Annotated in this window: 15 protein-coding genes and 1 pseudogene; 7 read left to right on the top strand and 9 right to left on the bottom strand. The window is 49.9% G+C overall.

From position 1 onward, the window contains the following. Nucleotides 1-41: 41 nt before the first annotated feature. The 5 genes and pseudogenes from treY to AC3G3F_RS06045 form a co-directional block, all read right to left on the bottom strand. Nucleotides 42-2570: a malto-oligosyltrehalose synthase gene (gene treY / locus AC3G3F_RS06065; RefSeq protein WP_488394638.1), complete on the bottom strand. Its 2529-nt coding sequence runs from the start codon at nt 2568-2570 to the stop codon at nt 42-44. Further along, on the bottom strand, nt 2567-4351 hold the full coding sequence (gene treZ, locus AC3G3F_RS06060; protein ID WP_053529076.1) for a malto-oligosyltrehalose trehalohydrolase: 1785 nt from the start codon (nt 4349-4351) through the stop codon (nt 2567-2569). The genes treY and treZ overlap by 4 nt, the downstream gene beginning before the upstream one ends. Before the next feature lie 130 nt (nt 4352-4481). Then, nucleotides 4482-5267, bottom strand: coding sequence for an OBAP family protein (locus AC3G3F_RS06055; protein ID WP_267286462.1), 786 nt, complete (start codon nt 5265-5267; stop codon nt 4482-4484). 140 nt (nt 5268-5407) lie between these two features. Then, on the bottom strand, nt 5408-5737 hold the full coding sequence (gene hdeB, locus AC3G3F_RS06050) for an acid-activated periplasmic chaperone HdeB (RefSeq protein WP_001032161.1): 330 nt from the start codon (nt 5735-5737) through the stop codon (nt 5408-5410). Between the two features lie 288 nt (nt 5738-6025). Next, a pseudogene (locus AC3G3F_RS06045) lies at nt 6026-6214 on the bottom strand (efflux RND transporter permease subunit); the annotation flags it as partial. A 301-nt stretch (nt 6215-6515) separates the two neighbouring features. On the opposite strand from AC3G3F_RS06045, the gene AC3G3F_RS06040 reads away from it, so the two are divergent. Together AC3G3F_RS06040 and hlyE are read left to right on the top strand one after the other, a co-directional pair. After that, on the top strand, nt 6516-7151 hold the full coding sequence (locus tag AC3G3F_RS06040; RefSeq protein ID WP_024149762.1) for a hypothetical protein: 636 nt from the start codon (nt 6516-6518) through the stop codon (nt 7149-7151). A 134-nt stretch (nt 7152-7285) separates the two neighbouring features. After that, nucleotides 7286-8197 carry a hemolysin HlyE gene (gene hlyE, locus AC3G3F_RS06035; RefSeq protein ID WP_023249385.1) on the top strand — a complete coding sequence of 304 codons (912 nt, stop codon included), beginning with the start codon at nt 7286-7288 and terminating at the stop codon, nt 8195-8197. A gap of 118 nt (nt 8198-8315) precedes the next feature. Here the strand turns inward: hlyE and AC3G3F_RS06030 are convergent, their stop codons facing one another. Then, nucleotides 8316-8747 carry an OsmC family protein gene (locus AC3G3F_RS06030; protein WP_023249386.1) on the bottom strand — a complete coding sequence of 144 codons (432 nt, stop codon included), beginning with the start codon at nt 8745-8747 and terminating at the stop codon, nt 8316-8318. A 515-nt stretch (nt 8748-9262) separates the two neighbouring features. Between AC3G3F_RS06030 and bdm the strand changes: the two genes are divergently transcribed. The 4 genes from bdm to adhP all read left to right on the top strand — a co-directional run bounded on the left by bdm (nt 9263) and on the right by adhP (nt 12885). Continuing rightward, complete coding sequence (bdm, locus tag AC3G3F_RS06025) at nt 9263-9478, top strand: biofilm-dependent modulation protein (protein WP_000495700.1); 216 nt, start codon at nt 9263-9265, stop codon at nt 9476-9478. 94 nt (nt 9479-9572) lie between these two features. Then, complete coding sequence (gene sra / locus AC3G3F_RS06020; RefSeq protein WP_000841559.1) at nt 9573-9716, top strand: stationary-phase-induced ribosome-associated protein; 144 nt, start codon at nt 9573-9575, stop codon at nt 9714-9716. A 177-nt stretch (nt 9717-9893) separates the two neighbouring features. Continuing rightward, a complete protein-coding gene (locus AC3G3F_RS06015) occupies nt 9894-11591 on the top strand; it encodes an NAD-dependent malic enzyme (protein WP_023249387.1) in 1698 nt (565 codons plus the stop codon). Between the two features lie 283 nt (nt 11592-11874). Next, nucleotides 11875-12885, top strand: a complete 1011-nt coding sequence (adhP, locus tag AC3G3F_RS06010) for an alcohol dehydrogenase AdhP (RefSeq protein WP_053509701.1) — start codon at nt 11875-11877, stop codon at nt 12883-12885. A 159-nt stretch (nt 12886-13044) separates the two neighbouring features. Here the strand turns inward: adhP and fdnI are convergent, their stop codons facing one another. Genes fdnI through fdnG form a run of 3 tightly spaced genes read right to left on the bottom strand, consistent with a single transcriptional unit; the run spans nt 13045 to nt 17639 of the window. Further along, nucleotides 13045-13701 carry a formate dehydrogenase-N subunit gamma gene (gene fdnI / locus AC3G3F_RS06005; RefSeq protein WP_023249391.1) on the bottom strand — a complete coding sequence of 219 codons (657 nt, stop codon included), beginning with the start codon at nt 13699-13701 and terminating at the stop codon, nt 13045-13047. Then, nucleotides 13694-14578 (bottom strand): formate dehydrogenase subunit beta, encoded by an 885-nt coding sequence (gene fdxH, locus AC3G3F_RS06000; RefSeq protein ID WP_000061599.1) that lies wholly within the window; start codon nt 14576-14578, stop codon nt 13694-13696. Before fdxH ends, fdnI begins: the two co-directional genes overlap by 8 nt. A 13-nt stretch (nt 14579-14591) precedes the next feature. Further along, on the bottom strand, nt 14592-17639 hold the full coding sequence (gene fdnG, locus AC3G3F_RS05995; protein ID WP_488394636.1) for a formate dehydrogenase-N subunit alpha: 3048 nt from the start codon (nt 17637-17639) through the stop codon (nt 14592-14594). A gap of 277 nt (nt 17640-17916) precedes the next feature. Between fdnG and yddG the strand changes: the two genes are divergently transcribed. Next, on the top strand, nt 17917-18798 hold the full coding sequence (gene yddG / locus AC3G3F_RS05990; RefSeq protein ID WP_023249393.1) for an aromatic amino acid efflux DMT transporter YddG: 882 nt from the start codon (nt 17917-17919) through the stop codon (nt 18796-18798). Nucleotides 18799-18887 lie beyond the last annotated feature (89 nt).

Here is an 18887-nt window from a genome sequence, read left to right as displayed (position 1 = left end):
ACGGTAAAAGTTGTCCTGTAACGGCACATCAACACATAAACTCAGTCGCTCATTAAAACCAGTACGCCGCCCTGGTGTGAGGCCAACGACAGGTGTTCATCAAGCGTTAACCTCTCTTGGGTAAGCGCATTGCGATAACGACGCTGATTAAGTTGTCCGGGTATAATAATGTCGGTTCCTGCCCAAAAACCGACGTGTGATTGCGACAATAAGCCGTCACATTCGGCGAACACCAGCCGGGGCGCAACGACAATCAGCGCGTCATTATGATTGACTCTGGCGTAAGCGATGACCTTGTCGGCGCGCTGACCAACAGCCCGCAACGGCACATATTCGCCAAAACGGAATAGATCATGATTCTGCTGACGCAGACGCAGTAATGCGGCGGTGACATACTGATTCACCTGTCCGTTCAGCCAGCTTTCTTCACGCGAGAAAACACTCGGCGCCAGTTGGTCTAACTGCTGCGCCAGCGTGGCGAAATCCGGTTCGCGGCGGTTGTCGGGATCGACAAGGCTAAAATTCAACGCCTCGCTCCCCTGATAGATATCAGGTACTCCCGGCGCGGTTAATTTGATAACGGTCTGCGTCAGGCTGTTAACCAGTCCTGCGCGGATGAAGGGTTGCAAGGAACGATAAAAGTCCTGCAAAAATGTCTGATTATCCGGCGCCAGTAAATAACGGGCGTAATCAAGCATTGCCGTTTCGTAAGCCTCATTACTGTCCACCCAATCGGTACGCAGCTTCGCTTCACGTAACGCTTTCTCCACAAAGGCTTCAAAGCGTGTTCTCAGCGCGTTTAAACCTGTTTCGTCCTGGGGGTTTAGCATCGGGGGCCAGACGCCGGTCAGCGCCTGATATAACATCCACGTATCCGCCGATTTTGGCGCAGTGCCATCATTCAAAAATTTGACATGGGTCTGGTTCATCTGCCGCCAGCGGGCAAGGCATTCGCTCCACTGCTCCGGCGCTTCGGTAAGCGTATACAGGCGTGCTCGCGCATCTTCGCCGCGCTTGGTATCGTGGGTCGAGGTACCGGATAACGCATCAGGCTGTCGCGCCTGTCGGGTTTTCATCTCATGGTGAAAACGTTCGATGGAAAAGTGATGCGCGACGGGCTCGGCACCGACTTCATTTAACGCCAGCCCCATGTTTTGACGAAAGAAAAGCGTATCCTCTACCGATTTCGCCATCAGCGGACCGGTGAGTTGTTGGAACCGAACGCGAAACTGTGTCGCCTCCTCCTGGCTGGAGGTGGGAACATCGCCGGTAAGAAGACGGCTCAGAAGTGTAAGCGCATCTGGCTGCGGAGGGTTTTCAAGCGTCTTTACCCGCTCCACAATACGGTGTAACAGGCAAATATCGGTCGGCGGTAGTCCTTCTGCCGTGCCGTAAGTGCGATATACGGGAAAGGCAATTAATAACTCGCGTAATGCCTGCCGAACGACGCTCTCTTCCTGTGCAATCTGTAGCTCTCTGGCAATCGACAGCGCAAGCACGAGCAGCCGGGTAAATTCCCCCTCGAAATTGCGATCGACCATCAGCAGTTTAGCCGCCCGTAATTCCGCCCGCATATCCACTGGCGTGCCTTTTACGGTCTCGTAAGCCTGGCGCAGATTGTTGATCTGCTCATCGTCAACCAGCACCTCCGCCAGCGAGGCGATAAATTCATAGCCTGTGGTGCCGGAAACCGGCCAGTCATCAGGAAGTTGCTCGCCTTTAGCGAGAATTTTTTCCACGGTGATATAGCACGTCGGCCCCACTGCCTGACGTAAACGCGCAAGATAGGCTTTCGGATCGGCAAGGCCGTCGATATGGTCGATACGTAAACCGTCGACCGCTCCCGTTCTGACCAGCTCCAGAATCAGCCGATGTGCATCGTCGAAGACGGTTTTATCTTCCACCCGCATTCCCACCAGCCCTGTTACCTCAAAGAAACGCCGATACGAGAGCGAGTGAGCGGCATCGCGCCAGGACATTAATTTCCACGGCTGGCGCTCATGCAAATCAGCAATGGCGGCCTTATCGGTAAGTGCCAGTATTTCAGCCTCACGCCCCTGCCACGTCGCCGGAGCAAGCGGGTAATAATTTTCATAATAGGCGAACGCGGGTTTACCCGTAGCGGGGTCGGGCTTGATCGTAATTTCTTCGTTTTCCAGTACGGCGTCAAACGTGTCACCTAAAAAAGGCAGCGTCAGTCGGCGCGACCAGTCAATATCGAAATGGCGCGCGTAACGACTCTCCTTGCCATATTCAAGCACGTCGCGCCACCAGGCGTTTTCCAGCGAGCTGGCCATGTGATTAGGCACAATATCAATGATCAATCCCAGACCTTGCGCTTTAAGCTCGGCCACCAGTCGTTCAAATCCTTCGCGCCCGCCAATAGAAGGCTCAATCTCATTCGTATTGGTAACATCATAACCATGCGTTGACGCTTTGGTGGCGGTAAAGATTGGTGAGGCATAAAGATGGCTGATACCCAGATTTTTAAGGTAAGGCACCAGCGCCGCAGCGCGATCGAAGGTCATGCCATTGCGAAACTGAAGGCGATACGTTGCAGTTGGGATCATGATGCGGACTCTCCCTGGGCTAAGCGGACAATAAGAGAATGTTGGGAAAGCGACCCGGTGGATTCATTAGGCCAGGCGAAGAGGGTCTTACCCGGTAAATCGGGCAGCAATACCGTCGTGGCGCTAATGTTCAGCGCCAGCGACAGCGTTCCTCCCGGAAAATGCCAACTGACGGCAATAAACCCGGGCGCGGTTTGCAATACGGTTCCTGAACTCTCACGGGCAGCGAACAAAAGCGGCACGATATGCTTCTGGCGCAAAAGCAGTAGCTCGCGGGTAAACGCCAGCCACGCTTTACCCTCTTCACTGTGCTGTTGCTTCCAGTTAAGTTTTGAGCGTTGAAAGGTCTCTGGTGCATTCGGGTCCGGAACATTCTCACCCGCATGATCGGCAAACTCTTTTGCGCGACCTTCGCGAACGGCGCGGGCTAAATCCCCATGGAAATCGGTAAAAAAAAGAAAAGGACGGCTCTCGCCATACTCTTCGCCCATGAAAAGTAGCGGAATATGCGGTGAAAGCAGCAACGTGGCGAGCAATACTTTTGTTCGTTCAGCGCCTGCCAGGGTTATCAGTCTGTCGCCCTGGGCGCGGTTACCAATCTGATCATGATTCTGAATAAAATCCACAAAGGCGACTGGGGGTTGTCCGGTACTTTTTACGCCGCGAGGTTCGCCGGTTTGTGGTGAAATTTCTCCCTGATAAGCGAATCCTTCGGCCAGCGCTCTTGCGAGGTGTTTTTCCGGAGCATCAGCAAAATCATTGTAGTAGGCATGGGTCTCTCCGGTCGCAAAAACGTGGACGGCATTATGAAAATCGTCATTCCATTCGGCGGTAAACAGCGGCGCATTGCCATCCTGATCACGGGGATGCAGGGAAATAATATTGCGGCTATCTTCGGTGGTCAGATGAATGGGTCTGTCGGTAATGTCTTCCCGAATACGTTGTGCGATTTCAACCAGCACATGCTTGGCGCTACTGTCTTCAATCTGATCGATAGCGTCAAAGCGTAAACCGTCGAGATGGTATTCTGTCAGCCAGTATAATGGCGCCTCGATGATATAGCGCCGCACGGCGTCGACATCATAGGCGATACCATTTCCCCACGGCGTCATGCGCTCTTTGTGGAAAAACGCCGGCGCCAATAGCGGTAAATAATTTCCCTCCGGGCCGAAATGGTTCAGCACAATATCCAGGACGACGGAAAGACCATACCCATGCGCCGCGTCAATAAACGCCTTGAAATCATCCGGCGTCCCATAGGCAGAATGCGGCGCATAAAGCAGTACGCCGTCATAGCCCCAGCCGCGCTCGCCGCCAAATTGCGCAACGGGCATCACTTCAATAACGGTAACGCCGAGTTCAGCGAGATAAGGCAGCTTCGCTATTGCGGCGCGGAAGGTGCCTTCCGGAGTGAACGTGCCTGTATGCATCTCGTACACCACGGCCTGCTCCCAACGGCTACCTTTCCACCCGGTGTTGCGCCACGCGTAGCTGCCTGGATCAACCACATATGACGGACCGTTGACGTCAGTTTTTTGGGCGCGGGAAGCCGGATCGGGGACTACCATGCCATCGCTGAGTACAAAGTTATACTCCGTACCTGGCGTCACCCCGGAGACGTCCAGCGTAAACCAGCCGTCACCGCTCGCCCGCATTTCCTGGTCTTTACCAGCAAGCCGGAGCATAACCTTTTGCTGACCGGTGGCCCAAAGACGAAAGCGGACAACATCAGCGGCGATATATTCAGCCCCCCAGCTTTTGCAAAAAATTTTTGAACTCATTTGTCGCTCCGTTTAACCCATAACCTCTACAGCATCCGAAAAACAAGCATAGACTATGGGGTTAATTTTTACGTGACACTGTCACTTAATGGTTGGTCTTTTTCGTATCCGCCTGTAGTAAACCGTGGAATTATTGTCGGGATTGCTCAGATGTGCCGAAATGCGCGGTATCACCTCGCCCGTGTTCGCCAGAACCCTGAACACGTTGTAGCTGGATAATTTCCCCCTGCTCCCAGGCGTTAGCGCCCTTAATGACGGGGTGCGCTGGCAGATCCTGCCGCGCGTGCTTAATGGCCTGGGTATCAATCCCCAGACGGCGATCGCGATCGGCCAACAGTGCCGGATCAAGCTGCCCTTCGCCAGTAAAGCCCATCATCAGCGCAGGGATACCCATCGGCAGGGTTTTATCCCGGTCAGTATGCCAGGTGTGCCAGGTTTTACCGTAGGTATTAACAATCTTACTCATTAACGCCTTATCAGCGACCTGCGGTAAGCCAGGTGCCACCAGGCTGCCGGATTTCACCTCGTACTGGTGGCTGTGCCACAGTTTTTTCTCCTCGGGTGGAAGCGTTTTAAATAAACGTTCGCTGATAATGTACTCCACCCCCATCAGGCGCGCGTTTTTAGTATTGCCGTCGTAAATTACCGCCTGCATTACATCTTCATTCAGGACGGTAACGTAATGGTGGGCCTCCATCTGTCCGTTTTTATCACCGCTATAAAAATGGAACCCGTCAAGGTAGGTACTGATGGCATCGACAGGAGGTCGGGATTGAATAGCCGCCGCGCCTGTTTCCAGGGTACGTAATTTGGTAGAGGTTTTTTCACCCGGGACAGGCGTTTTAGGCGGCGTATTATTGGCGCCGCATCCGGTCAGAAAAGGAATGATAAAGAGTGCCAGCGGTAAGGTTTTCATTAGATCTCCATATTGAAAGGGCTCTAATGAAAATAGTGCAATACCGCGCAATTGGTAGAAGAAATGGAAGATGTTATTTGTGACAGCGTCACAAACGTCAAAACCCGACACACTTGCCGGGTTTTAATATCAGTTTACTCTTATTTTGAGAGTTCTTTCTTGATTTCGTCTTTTATTTTGCTTAATTCACTCTGTGGGTTTTTCTTACAAAGTTCAACGGCTAATGGCACCGCTGTCGTTTCGGTTTCCTGGAAATCAACGTAGTCCCCACCTTTAAAATCTTCATCTTCATTCAGCACCCAGAAAGCGACTGGCGCCATAGTTTGCGGATTGAGGTCTACAAACTCCTGGCAGCTCATCCCTTTAGGCGTAACATTTGTTTTAGTGGTATCTGTTGCCGCATTCACGCTAACACTGGTTACCAGCGCTGCCACGATAATACCTGCTGTAGCAAGGGAGAATTTATTCATTGTTGTTACTCCAGTAATTATATAAATAACCTCTACATCTGCGCGTTAACCCGTTAATGTAGAACGAAGAAATAATACCCCTCCACTCCCAGGAATAAAGACTACGACGCGTGATATGGCTATTATTGATATTTACGTTGACTGATTTTGATGTTTGATGAATAAAGCAACATGGCGAGCAGATCTTAGGACGAAAAAGTATACCACGACAACAGCAAATGACGTGGTATGCACTGCGTTGAGCTGATGAAAGGGAACTTCGCTCTGACATGCCGTCGCAACGGCGCAATCGCGCGCCAGCCAGACATAAACGGTGGGCAGAACAAACATCGTAAACAGAGTGCCTGTCAGCATCCCGGAAGCAATCACCAGCCCCAGGCCAAAACGGCTTGCGGCGTCTACGCCGCTGGCGAACAGTAGCAGGGCTAAACCAAACACTATTGCCCCGGTAGTCATCAGCATCGGGCGCAATCGGATCTACAATACAATTTCATAGCATTTACAGATAGTCGGACAATTTCAGGTTTCCGTAAGCATAAAAAACACCTTTCGTACACAAACGGTATACTTCCAGTAGATTTATTGTTATTTAGCACTATAACTGCAAGCAGTTGAATCCAAAAGATAATAATTCAGGTATTATTGGGAGGGGAATTTACATAATTAAGATAAATAAATGATTATCGGTGAAGTGAGCGACGTTTACGTTTTGTTGCAACCACGTCTTTATACTTTTTATGAGTGCTATTTTTTTTGGCTAATTAAAAAGGTAAAGTTAATGAAACTATCCGTAACATTGGCGTTTTTCGGTTACATGATGGTATCCAGTATGGCACAAGCTAGCGATATCAATATGTGGCGTGAACCCAAACCTGTTGTGAAAGAGGGTAAATATTACAGTTTAATCGTGGATCGTGGCGAGTTGCAGAAAGCAGTAAAAAGCAGCAATAACAACTATCTCTTTTCCGAAAAAGGTGCAGGAGTGAAACCGCTGGTATTGATCGGCTCTCCGGTAGAGATTAGCGAATTTATGTTGCAAAATAAAACTCGCGGCATTGAAAACCACATTAAAGATCTACCTGATATTTATATGGGAGTGACAAAATATAAGCCCAAACAACGTTTTACCGGCTTATTTCCGCTACAGGATATATTGACTCAAACTGTTGATCAGGTATCGAAATTTGTGCCCGGTTCCGATATCACCGATGCGGCGGGGATCCCCTCCGACCTAAAAGCATTACAGCAAGCCATTTTGGCTATGAAGCAAAAAGATAAAACCAGCAACAATATGCTGTACGTCAAATTTAGCTACTTGCCGGAAGATGGGATGGTGAAAGTAGGAAGCAAAACAGTTTCTTTTGGTCGTATTCTGGAGAAAATGCAGCAGAGTAATCGCGCCCTGCGTAGATAAGTAGGAAGCTGCCAGTATTTCCAGCTTCTGGAATGTTAACTTAAGCTACAAAAGCTGTCTGGAGGTAATAGGTAAGAATAAGTTATAAAACAGGAGCTTAATTACAATTTATATATTTAAAGAGGCAAATGATTATGACTGAAATATTTGCAAATCAAACTGTAGAGGTAGTTAAAAGCGCGATCGAAACCGCAGATGGGGCATTAGATCTTTATAACAAGTACCTCGACCAGGTCATCCCCTGGAAGACCTTTGATGAAACCATAAAAGAGTTAAGCCGTTTTAAACATGAGTATTCACAGGCAGCTTCTGTTTTAGTCGGTGATATTAAAGTTTTGCTTATGGACAGCCAGGATAAGTATTTTGAAGCGACACAAACTGTTTATGAATGGTGTGGTGTCGCGACGCAATTACTCACAGCGTATATTTTACTATTTGATGAATATAATGAGAAGAAAGCATCAGCCCAGAAAGATATTCTCATTAGAATATTAGATGATGGCGTCAAGAAACTGAATGAAGCGCAAAAATCTCTCCTGGTAAGTTCACAAAGTTTCAACACCGCTTCCGGAAAACTGCTGGCATTAGATAGCCAGTTAACCAATGATTTCTCGGAAAAAAGCAGTTATTTCCAGTCACAGGTGGATAAAATTCGTAAGGAAGCTTATGCCGGTGCTGCAGCCGGCATAGTCGCCGGTCCGTTTGGATTAATTATTTCCTATTCTATTGCTGCTGGCGTGATTGAAGGGAAACTGATTCCAGAATTGAATAACAGGCTAAAAGCAGTGCAAAGTTTCTTTACTACCTTATCGGCTACAGTGAAACAAGCGAATAAAGATATCGATGCGGCAAAATTGAAATTAGCCACCGAAATAGCAGCAATTGGGGAGATAAAAACGGAAACCGAAACAACCAGATTCTACGTTGATTATGATGATTTAATGCTTTCTTTACTAAAAGGAGCTGCAAAGAAAATGATTAACACCTGTAATGAATACCAACAAAGACACGGTAAGAAGACGCTTCTCGAGGTTCCTGACGTCTGATACATTTTCATCCGCTCTGTGTACTCTTAACGCCCGATAGCGTGAAGAAAATGAGAGGGAGAAAAAGCGATATTCCACAGCCCGATAAACGAGATTCGTTACCGGGCTGATGGAGTTATCAGGCGTTAAGCTGGTAGTTGAGGGTAATTTCGGCGTTCAGTACCTGCGAAACCGGGCATCCGGCTTTCGCTTTCTGGATAATTTGCTCGAACGTGGCGTCATCAATATCCGGTACGGCGACATTGCTTTGTAGCGCAATTTTGCTGATGGCAAAACCCGCCTCCACTTTGTCCAGCGATACGTTAGCGGTAGTGTCAATCGATGTCGGCGTAAACCCTGCCTCGCCCAGCATTAACGACAGCGCCATAGAGAAACAGGCCGCGTGCGCGGCACCAATTAACTCTTCCGGGTTGGTACCCTGCGCGCCTTCAAAACGTGTATTAAAGCCATACGGTTGTTGGTTAAGGGCGCCGCTTTCTGTTGATACTGTCCCCTTACCTCGTTTAATGTCGCCTTCCCAGTGTGCCTGACCTTTCTTATGGATTGTCATTTCTGCTCTCCTGTTGGCTCAAAAAGGAAAGTATAGACCATCCTGATAATCTGAGTTGATCTGCTGATGGATGTTGTCAAGCACCCGCATTTCAGATATAGAAAATGACGTTATGCTTTTTGTTTATGTATATTATACCAACAGCTTCACTCTTCTTTAAAGAATATATTCCCTCTTTTACCCTTACTTGTTTTCCTCGAAGAATATTTCTTTTTGTATATTTTCATTCACATTAACGCCTGCCGCATCTCTTTGTAATTAAAGGTAAAAATATTAAAAGTGGCATTTTAAATATATATACAATAGCTGCTATTTGCATGAGGGTATGTAATTAAAAACTCACTTTAACAAGCGCATTACATTTCCTGTCGCGGTAAATAATTAACAGAACTGCCTTGCGTAAAAATAATTCCAGGACTAATCTTAACCACAGTCGCAACAATATTTGCCATGCTGAATACGAATTAATTTTCTGCGAGCCGTACTAAATAAATACATCTTCACGGAGGCATTATATGTTTACTTATCACTCAGCAAATACCTCAGCAGCACAACCGGCCCTGGTCAACGCAATTGAACAAGGATTACGCGCGGAGTTAGGCGTTGTCACCGAAGATGATATTTTAATGGAGCTGACCAAATGGGTTGAGGCTTCCGACAATGACATTCTCAGTGACATCTATCAGCAGACCATCAACTATGTGGTGAGCGGGCAGCACCCGACTCTGTAAAACCTGCTATGCTGTAACGGCAACCTTAGGGGTTACGTTTCTTTCGCGTAAGCGAATTTGTCCTTAAAACTAGCAACAGGATTGAGGAGTTAACATGAAATCGAACCGTCAGGCTCGTCATATACTTGGGCTGGATTACAGAATATCCAACCAGCGTAAGGTTGTTACTGAAGGCGACACCAGCAGCGTGGTGAATAATCCAACCGGCAGAAAGCGCCGCGCCGATAGCCAAAAGTAATCGTACAGTCCTGAAATGACGTTAAACACCATTGCATCTGCAATGGTGTTTTTGTTTATAGGAATGACCTTAACGTCTCACAATGCTTTATACTCAGGGCCGACTCCCTGGTGGAAAGGCAATATATGATGATAAACGACGGTGCCAGGGACAGTTATTCGAAAAAGAGTGAGTGACATGGAAACTACAACCAAGAAAGCGCGTTCCCTTTATATCCCTTACGCTGGCCCTGTATTGCTGGAATTTCCCCTGTTAAACAAAGGTAGTGCTTTTAGCGTAGAAGAGCGCCGCAACTTCAATTTGTTAGGACTGCTACCAGAGGTCGTCGAGTCGATTGAAGAACAGGCCGAGCGCGCCTGGCTCCAGTATCAGGGGTTTAAAACGGAAATCGATAAGCATATTTACCTGCGTAACATCCAGGATACCAACGAAACGCTCTTTTATCGACTGGTGCAGAACCATCTTGAAGAGATGATGCCGGTTATCTATACCCCAACAGTAGGTGCGGCCTGTGAGCGCTTCTCTGAGATTTATCGTCGGGCGCGCGGCGTATTTATCTCTTATCAGAATCGTCACAATATGGATGATATTTTGCAGAACGTGCCTAACCACAATATTAAAGTCATTGTGGTGACAGATGGCGAGCGGATTCTGGGGCTTGGCGATCAGGGCATCGGCGGGATGGGTATCCCTATCGGTAAGCTGTCATTATACACCGCCTGCGGCGGCATTAGTCCGGCTTATACCCTTCCCGTTGTGCTGGATGTCGGCACCAACAATCAGCAGTTACTCAACGATCCGCTTTATATGGGCTGGCGTCATCCGCGCATTATCGACGATGAGTATTATGCGTTTGTCGATGAGTTTATTCAGGCTGTTAAACAGCGCTGGCCAGATATCCTGCTTCAGTTTGAGGATTTCGCGCAGAAAAACGCAATGCCGCTACTGGCGCGCTATCGTGATGATATTTGCTCCTTTAACGATGATATTCAGGGCACCGCAGCCGTGACCGTCGGCACGTTGATCGCCGCCAGCCGCGCTGCCGGCAGTCAGCTTAGCGAGCAAAAAATCGTGTTTCTCGGCGCGGGTTCCGCCGGATGTGGAATTGCCGAACAGATCATCGCGCAGACTCAGCGTGAAGGTTTAAGCGAAGATGCCGCCCGGCAGAAAGTTTTTATGGTCGATCGCTTCGGCCTGTTGACGGACCGAATGCCTAATTTATTGCCGTTCCAGACAAAACTGGTGCAGAAATGCGACAATCTCCAGTACTGGGATACCGAGAATGACGTACTGTCGCTACTGGATGTGGTGCGTAACGTGAAGCCGGATATCCTGATCGGGGTTTCCGGCCAAACCGGGCTCTTTACTGAAGAGATCATCCGCGAGATGCATAAGCATTGCCCTCGCCCGATCGTCATGCCGCTCTCTAATCCCACCTCTCGTGTGGAGGCCACGCCACAGGACATTATCGCCTGGACGGAAGGCAACGCGCTGGTGGCAACCGGAAGCCCATTCTCGCCGGTCATCTGGAAAGATAAGGTTTATCCGATCGCACAATGTAATAACGCCTATATTTTCCCCGGCATTGGCCTGGGGGTAATCGCTTCCGGTGCGTCGCGCATTACCGACGAAATGTTGATGTCAGCCAGTGAGACGCTGGCGAAACATTCTCCGCTGGTGAATAACGGCGAAGGATTAGTGTTGCCAGCGCTTAAGGACATCCAGGTCGTGTCGCGCGCTATTGCTTTTGCCGTAGGCAAAATGGCGCAGCAACAAGGTGTAGCGGTGAAAACCTCTGCAGAAGCACTGCAACAGGCGATTGACGATAACTTCTGGAAAGCGGAATACCGCGACTACCGTCGCACTTCCATTTAATGCGCACCCGGCGGTGAATGCCGCCGGATATCACTTTCTTCCTTAGTTTTAGCGAGTCTGCCGACACGCCGCTTATCCGCGCTGAATTCCTTACCCTGCTTATTTGTCAAGCCACTAACATTAGCTACCTTTATGTATTGAACGGGGATTTATTAGGAAAATCCTGGCTAAACTATTACATTGTATTTCTACCACCTTGCATAACTCATCAGAAATATTAATCCTAAAGAGGTAATAGCACCTTACCTGCTATGCAGTTCACTATTATGATAAGGAGAAGGTTATGAAAGCTGCTGTTGTCACACAAGATCATCAGGTTGATGTTACTGAGAAAACGCTGCGTCCCCTTCGCCACGGTGAAGCTTTGCTGAAAATGGAGTGCTGCGGCGTATGCCATACCGATCTACACGTGAAAAACGGAGATTTCGGTGATAAAACCGGCGTTATTCTGGGACACGAAGGCATTGGCGTCGTGGAGGAAGTCGGTCCCGGCGTCACCTCCCTGAAACCCGGCGATCGCGCGAGTGTCGCGTGGTTTTTTGAAGGATGCGGACACTGTGAGTATTGCAATACGGGCAATGAAACCTTATGCCGCAACGTGAAAAATGCCGGTTACACGGTAGATGGCGGCATGGCCGAAGAGTGTATTGTCGTCGCGGATTATGCGGTGAAAGTACCGGAAGGTCTGGACTCTGCGGCGGCAAGTAGTATTACCTGCGCGGGTGTTACCACCTATAAAGCGGTGAAGATTTCTCATATTAAACCCGGCCAGTGGATTGCCCTCTACGGTCTGGGCGGTCTGGGTAATCTGGCATTGCAGTACGCGAAAAACGTCTTCAATGCGAAAGTGATCGCCATTGATGTCAATGATGGACAACTGAAACTGGCCGAGGAAATGGGCGCAGATCTGACCATTAATTCACGCACGGAAGATGCGGCTAAAATTGTACAGGAAAAAACCGGCGGCGCGCACGCAGCGGTGGTTACCGCGGTCGCTAAGGCGGCGTTTAATTCCGCGGTAGATGCCGTTCGCGCCGGAGGCCGCGTGGTGGCAGTCGGTCTGCCGCCAGAAGCCATGAACCTTGATATCCCTCGCCTGGTGCTGGATGGCATTCAGGTTGTCGGTTCGTTGGTGGGAACACGTCAGGATCTGACCGAAGCCTTCCAGTTCGCGGCGGAAGGAAAAGTCGTGCCAAAAGTCGCTTTACGTCCGCTTGAAGATATCAACGTTATTTTTAAAGAGATGGAACAGGGACAAATTCGTGGTCGTATGGTCATCGATTTCCGTCGTTAAACGATTTGCCAGTAGCGTCTGGCTGTCCTGAAGAGTGGTTAAATATGGCGTACCAGGCATCTGTAATCGCCAGTAGGCCTGATAAGCGCCCAGCGCCATCAGGCAGATGAAAACAAGGCGCTACCGGGATAGCGCCTTGTTTATCAGAGCGTGAAAGCATTATCGAATGCCTTCTTCGCTCTCTTTTTTCGCTTCCGCCTTCTCGATTTCACGATACCAGCGTGGATGATGTTTCTTCGCCCAGCGACGGCTGACCTTCCCTTCGATCATGCCTTTAATCGAGCCTTTCACCCAAAATGCCATATACATATGGATGAGGATCGCGTGCATTAAAATAATGCCCGCCGCCGCATGAATTAACAGGCTATAACGCACCACCTGCATTGGGAAATACTGTGCGAAATACGGACGCCAGATAATCACGCCAGTCACCAGCAGCACAAAAATCATGCTCATAATTGACCAGAACATCATCTTCTGTCCGGCATTGTATTTGCCGACATCCGCCACCTTATGCTCATTGCCTTTCAATACTTCGACAATATTTTTCAGCCACGGAATATCTTTTTTATCCGGGATGTTGTGGTGGACGAAACGCACGAACATAAACATCAGCGCGATGAAGATGGCAATACCGAAGAACGGGTGCAAAATACGTCCCATCTGCGGCGTGCCGAAGGTTTGCGTCAGCCATTGTAGCGTCGGGAAGAAAAACGAAATCCCCGATAGCGCCACCAGGAAGAAGCAGATCACCACCGTCCAGTGACAGGCGCGGTCGACAAATTTCGTGCGCACAATCATTTTCGACTTACTCATGATGATCCTCCTCATCGTCGTCCGTTTCTTTATTCGGGCCAATACCGATGTAGTGGTAAATCAGACCGGCGAAAGTGGCGATAAAGCCCGCTGCGGCCAGCGGTTTTAGCGCCCCTTTCCACAGATTGATTGAAGTATCGATCTGCGGATCTTTCGGCAAGCCGTGGTACAACTCCGGCTGATTGGCATGGTGCAGCACATACATCACGTGCGTACCGCCGACGCCCTGCGGGTTGTAGATACCGGCATGTTCAAAGCCGCGCGCTTTTAACTTCTCCACGCGTTGCTCGCCCAGTTCCAGCATCTCTTTTTTGGTGCCGAAGTGAATAGCTCCGGTCGGGCAGGTTTTGACGCAGGCCGGTTCCTGGCCCACACTGACGCGATCGACGCAGAGCGTACATTTATAAACGCGGTTATCCTCTTTGTTGAGGCGCGGAATATTAAACGGACACCCGGCGATACAGTAACCACAGCCGATACAGTGTTCAGATTGAAAATCAACAATCCCGTTTGCGTACTGGATGATAGCCCCGGCAGATGGACAGGCTTTAAGGCAGCCCGGATCTTCACAGTGCATACAACCATCTTTACGAATCAGCCACTCCAGCTTGCCGTTCTGCTCGGTTTCGGTAAAGCGCATCACCGTCCAGGACTTGGCGCTGAGATCGGCAGGGTTATCGTACACCCCGACGCAATGGCCGACGTTATCACGAATGTCATTCCATTCAGAACAGGCCACCTGGCAGGCCTTACAGCCGACACAGGAGGAGACGTCGATCAGTTTCGCGACTTCGGCTTTGTAATCACGCGCCTGCGGAGGCGGCGTGATGGCGTTTGTTGCAGACCGTTTAATAATGTCCTGCGTTTCCATAGACATATGTTCGCCTCCCCTACGCCTTCTCGATGTTAACTAAAAACGCTTTATATTCCGGCGTTTGCGAGTTTGCATCACCGACATTTGGCGTCAGTGTATTGGCGATATAGCCTTTGCGCGCGACCCCCTCAAAGCCCCAGTGAATCGGGATACCCACCGTTTCAACCTGCTGACCGTTGACATGCAGCGTGCGAATTCGACGAGTTACCACCGCGACCGCGCGAATAAACCCGCGTTTACTGCTCACCTTCACATAGTCACCGTTAGCAATACCTTTCGCTGCCGCCAGCGTCTCACTGATCTCCACAAACTGTTCTGGCTGAGCGATAGCGTTAAGTAGCGCATGTTTGGTCCAGGTATGGAAATGCTCAGTGAGTCGGTAAGTCGTACCCACGTACGGAAACTGTTCCTTCTTACCCATGCGCAGCGCATCTTCTTCATACAGACGCGCAGCCGGGTTCGAGACCACATTCGGGTGCAGTGGGTTAGTGCCCAGCGGCGTTTCCATTGGCTCGTAGTGTTCCGGGAACGGTCCTTCCGCCATCTTATCAATAGCAAACAGACGTCCCAGCCCTTCCGGTTGCATGATAAACGGATTGGTCCCGCTACCCGGCGCCGCGTTGTTAAAGTCCGGAATATCGTTCCCCGTCCACTTCGCGCCGTTCCACTGGATCAGCATCCGTTTCGTATCCCACGGTTTGCCCTGCGGGTCCGCCGAGGCGCGGTTATACAATACGCGACGGTTTAGCGGCCACGCCCACGCCCAGCCCAGCGTATTGCCAAGTCCTGACGGGTCGGCGTTATCACGCCTGGACATCTGGTTACCCTGCTCCGTCCAGCTACCGGTATAAATCCAGCAGGAGGAGGATGTTGTACCGTCATCGCGCAGTAGGGCAAAGCTATCCAACAACTGGCCTTTCCTGGCAAGCAGAGTACCGTTGGCGTCATAGAGGTCTTCCAGCGCATAGCCGTTGTTCTCTTTCGCCACTTCTTCCGAATGCGGTTCATCCGGCTGCTTGTAGTTCCAGCTCATCTTCAGTAGTGGTTCGGCGCCTTTACCACCTTCTGCGCGATACATTTCACGCAGACGATGGTAAATACCGGCCAGAATCTCGCCGTCGTTACGCGCTTCGCCCGGCGCATCCTGACCTTTCCAGTGCCACTGTAGCCAGCGACCAGAGTTAGCGATAGAGCCATCCTCTTCCGCAAAACAGGTAGACGGCAGACGGAAGACTTCGGTCTGAATCGTTGTCGGATCGACATCATTAGATTCGCCGTGGTTCTGCCAGAACGTTGAGGTTTCAGTCACCAGCGGATCGATAACAACCAGATACTTCAGTTTGCTTAAGCTTTGCACCACTTTGTTTTTGTCCGGGAAGGACGCTACGGGATTAAAGCCCTGACAGAAATAGCCGGTGACTTTCCCGCTATCCATCATGTTGAAATATTTGATCACGTCATAGGACTGATCCCACTTAGGCAGCCAGGCAAAGCCCCACTCATTCTCTTTCTGCGCCGCATCGCCATAGAAAGATTTCATCAGGCTGACGAAGAACTTAGGATAATTACCCCAGTAGTTGACCTGATCGGCCAGCGTCGCTTTAGGGGTATTCGCTGCCAGATAAGTTCGCAGATCGGTCTGTTTTTCCGACGGCAGCGTCAGATAACCAGGCAGGCTGGTGGAGAGCAACCCTAAATCCGTTAAGCCCTGAATATTAGAGTGGCCGCGCAAGGCGTTCACACCGCCGCCAGCCATCCCCATATTGCCGAGCAACAATTGGATCATCGCCATGGTACGGATGTTTTGCGCCCCGACGGTATGTTGCGTCCAGCCCAGCGCATACAGGAAAGTGGTAGTGCGATCCGGAGCACTGGTAGAAGCCAACACCTCACACACTTTCAGGAAGTCCGCTTTCGGCGTACCGCAGATGTTTTCCACGACTTCCGGCGTATAGCGCGAAACGTGCTGTTTCAGCAGATTCCACACACAACGTGGGTGCGTCAACGTTTCATCACGTTTGGCATAGCCGTTTTCATCGAACTGGTAGTTCCAGGAGGATTTATCGTACTGACGCTTTTGGGCGTCATAGCCGCTGAAAAGGCCGTCATCAAAGGCAAAATCATCCCGCACCAGCAGGCTGGCGTTGGTGTAATGCTTAACGTATTCAGCGTTGATTTTGTTATTTTCGATCAGGTACAGCAAAACGCCGGACAGGAAGGTAATGTCCGTACCGGAACGTATTGGCGCATAGATATCCGCCACCGACGCCGTACGCGTAAAGCGTGGATCAACGACAATCAGTGTCGCATCGTTATTATTTTTCGCTTCCATCGCCCAGCGGAAACCCACCGGATGCGCTTCTGCGGCATTGCCGCCCATCACCATCACGACGTTAGCGTTTTTAATATCCACCCAGTGGTTGGTCATCGCACCGCGACCAAATGTTGGAGCAAGACTTGCTACCGTTGGTCCGTGTCAGACGCGCGCCTGGTTGTCTACCGCCAGCATGCCGAGAGAACGCACAAACTTCTGCGTCAGCATACCCGTTTCATTGCTGGCCGCTGAGGCGCACAGCATCCCGGTGGAGAGCCAGCGGTTAACCGTGATGCCCTGCTCATTCTTTTCAATAAAATTGGCATCACGGTCGGCTTTCATTAATTTGGCAATCCGCGTGAAAGCGTCATCCCAGCTAATGCGTTGCCACTTGTCGGACCCCGGCGCGCGGTATTCCGGATAGCGTAGACGATCTTCACTGTGAACATAGTCGAGCAAACCGGCCCCTTTCGGACACAGTGCACCACGGCTTACCGGATGGTCCGGATCGCCTTCAATATGGTAAATCGCTTCTTTCGCGTTTTTTGCCCCATCGCCCAGGCTATACATTAATAGCCCACAACCTACGGAACAGTATGTGCAGGAGTTACGAATCTCTTTCGCGCGCAACAGCTTATAGTTTCGCGCCTGAGCCAGGGCCATTTTAGGTGTAAAACCCAGCGCGGCCACCGTTGTTCCCGCCATACCGCCCGCGCAGATTTTAAAAAATTGTCTGCGGCTGACGTCCATTGTTTTCCTCTTTTTTCCAGGGATGCACACATCCATCGAACTGCATCAAGACCTCAATCCAGGATGCGCGTATAACTTCGCGAGGAAACTAACAGTAAAATCGATAACTTTTTTGCGTCAAATCAATATTGAAACGGTTCCGCTACTAAATAGCCCTATTTTTAAAGCGCAATAACTCCAGGGAGGTACTAAAAAATGACGCGGCATGGTATCACCCTCGGGAAAAGTGCTATAAGTGGCAGCTTATTTAGCGCGGTATTCAGGACAGTAACAAAGCATGACATCACAAAAAGCAACGCTAATAGGGCTTGTCGCCATCGTTCTGTGGAGCACGATGGTTGGGTTAATTCGCGGCGTCAGCGAAGGTCTCGGGCCGGTAGGCGGCGCGGCCATGATCTATTCGTTAAGCGGCCTGCTGCTGATTTTTACTGTCGGATTACCTGATATCCGTCGTTTCCCGGGTCGATACCTCATCGCAGGCAGCGTATTGTTTGTCAGTTACGAAATATGCCTGGCGCTTTCTCTCGGTTATGCCGCCACTCGCCATCAGGCTATCGAAGTAGGCATGGTTAACTATTTATGGCCCAGCCTGACTATTCTGTTTGCCATTCTTTTTAATGGACAAAAAACTAACTGGCTTATTGTTCCAGGATTACTTATCGCACTTGCTGGCGTTTGCTGGGTTCTTGGAGGTGAGAATGGTCTTAATCCAGGAGAAATTGTCAGCAATGTCGCCAGCAGTCCGCTAAGTTATTTACTGGCATTTCTTGGTGCGTTTATATGGGCGACGTACTGCACAGTCACAAATAAATATGCGCGTGGTTTTAACGGTATCACCGTCTTTGTGTTACTCACCGCCGTGGCGCTGTGGTTCCACTATTTTCTTACGCCGCAACCTGCCATGATATTTAGCCTGCCAGTGATTGCTAAACTTTTTACCGCGGCATTAACGTTAGGATTTGCCTACGCGGCATGGAATGTGGGTATACTTCATGGCAATGTCACTATCATGGCCGTAGGGTCTTATTTTACGCCAGTCATGTCCTCTGCTCTGGCTGCGCTGTTACTCAGCTCACCGCTGTCATTCTCTTTCTGGCAAGGCGCAGTCATGGTATGCGTAGGCTCGCTACTTTGTTGGCTGGCAACGCGCCGGGGCTGATAGCGACAGGCGGGCCGATGTTGATATAAAATCGACCCGCTGCAACTTGACACCCTTCATAACACAACTACGCTTTTATCTATATTGCC

This window comes from Salmonella sp. FC25216, assembly GCF_057751355.1.
Note: the sequence above shows the minus strand (reverse complement) of the source record. Positions and strands in the feature narration are given on the sequence as shown.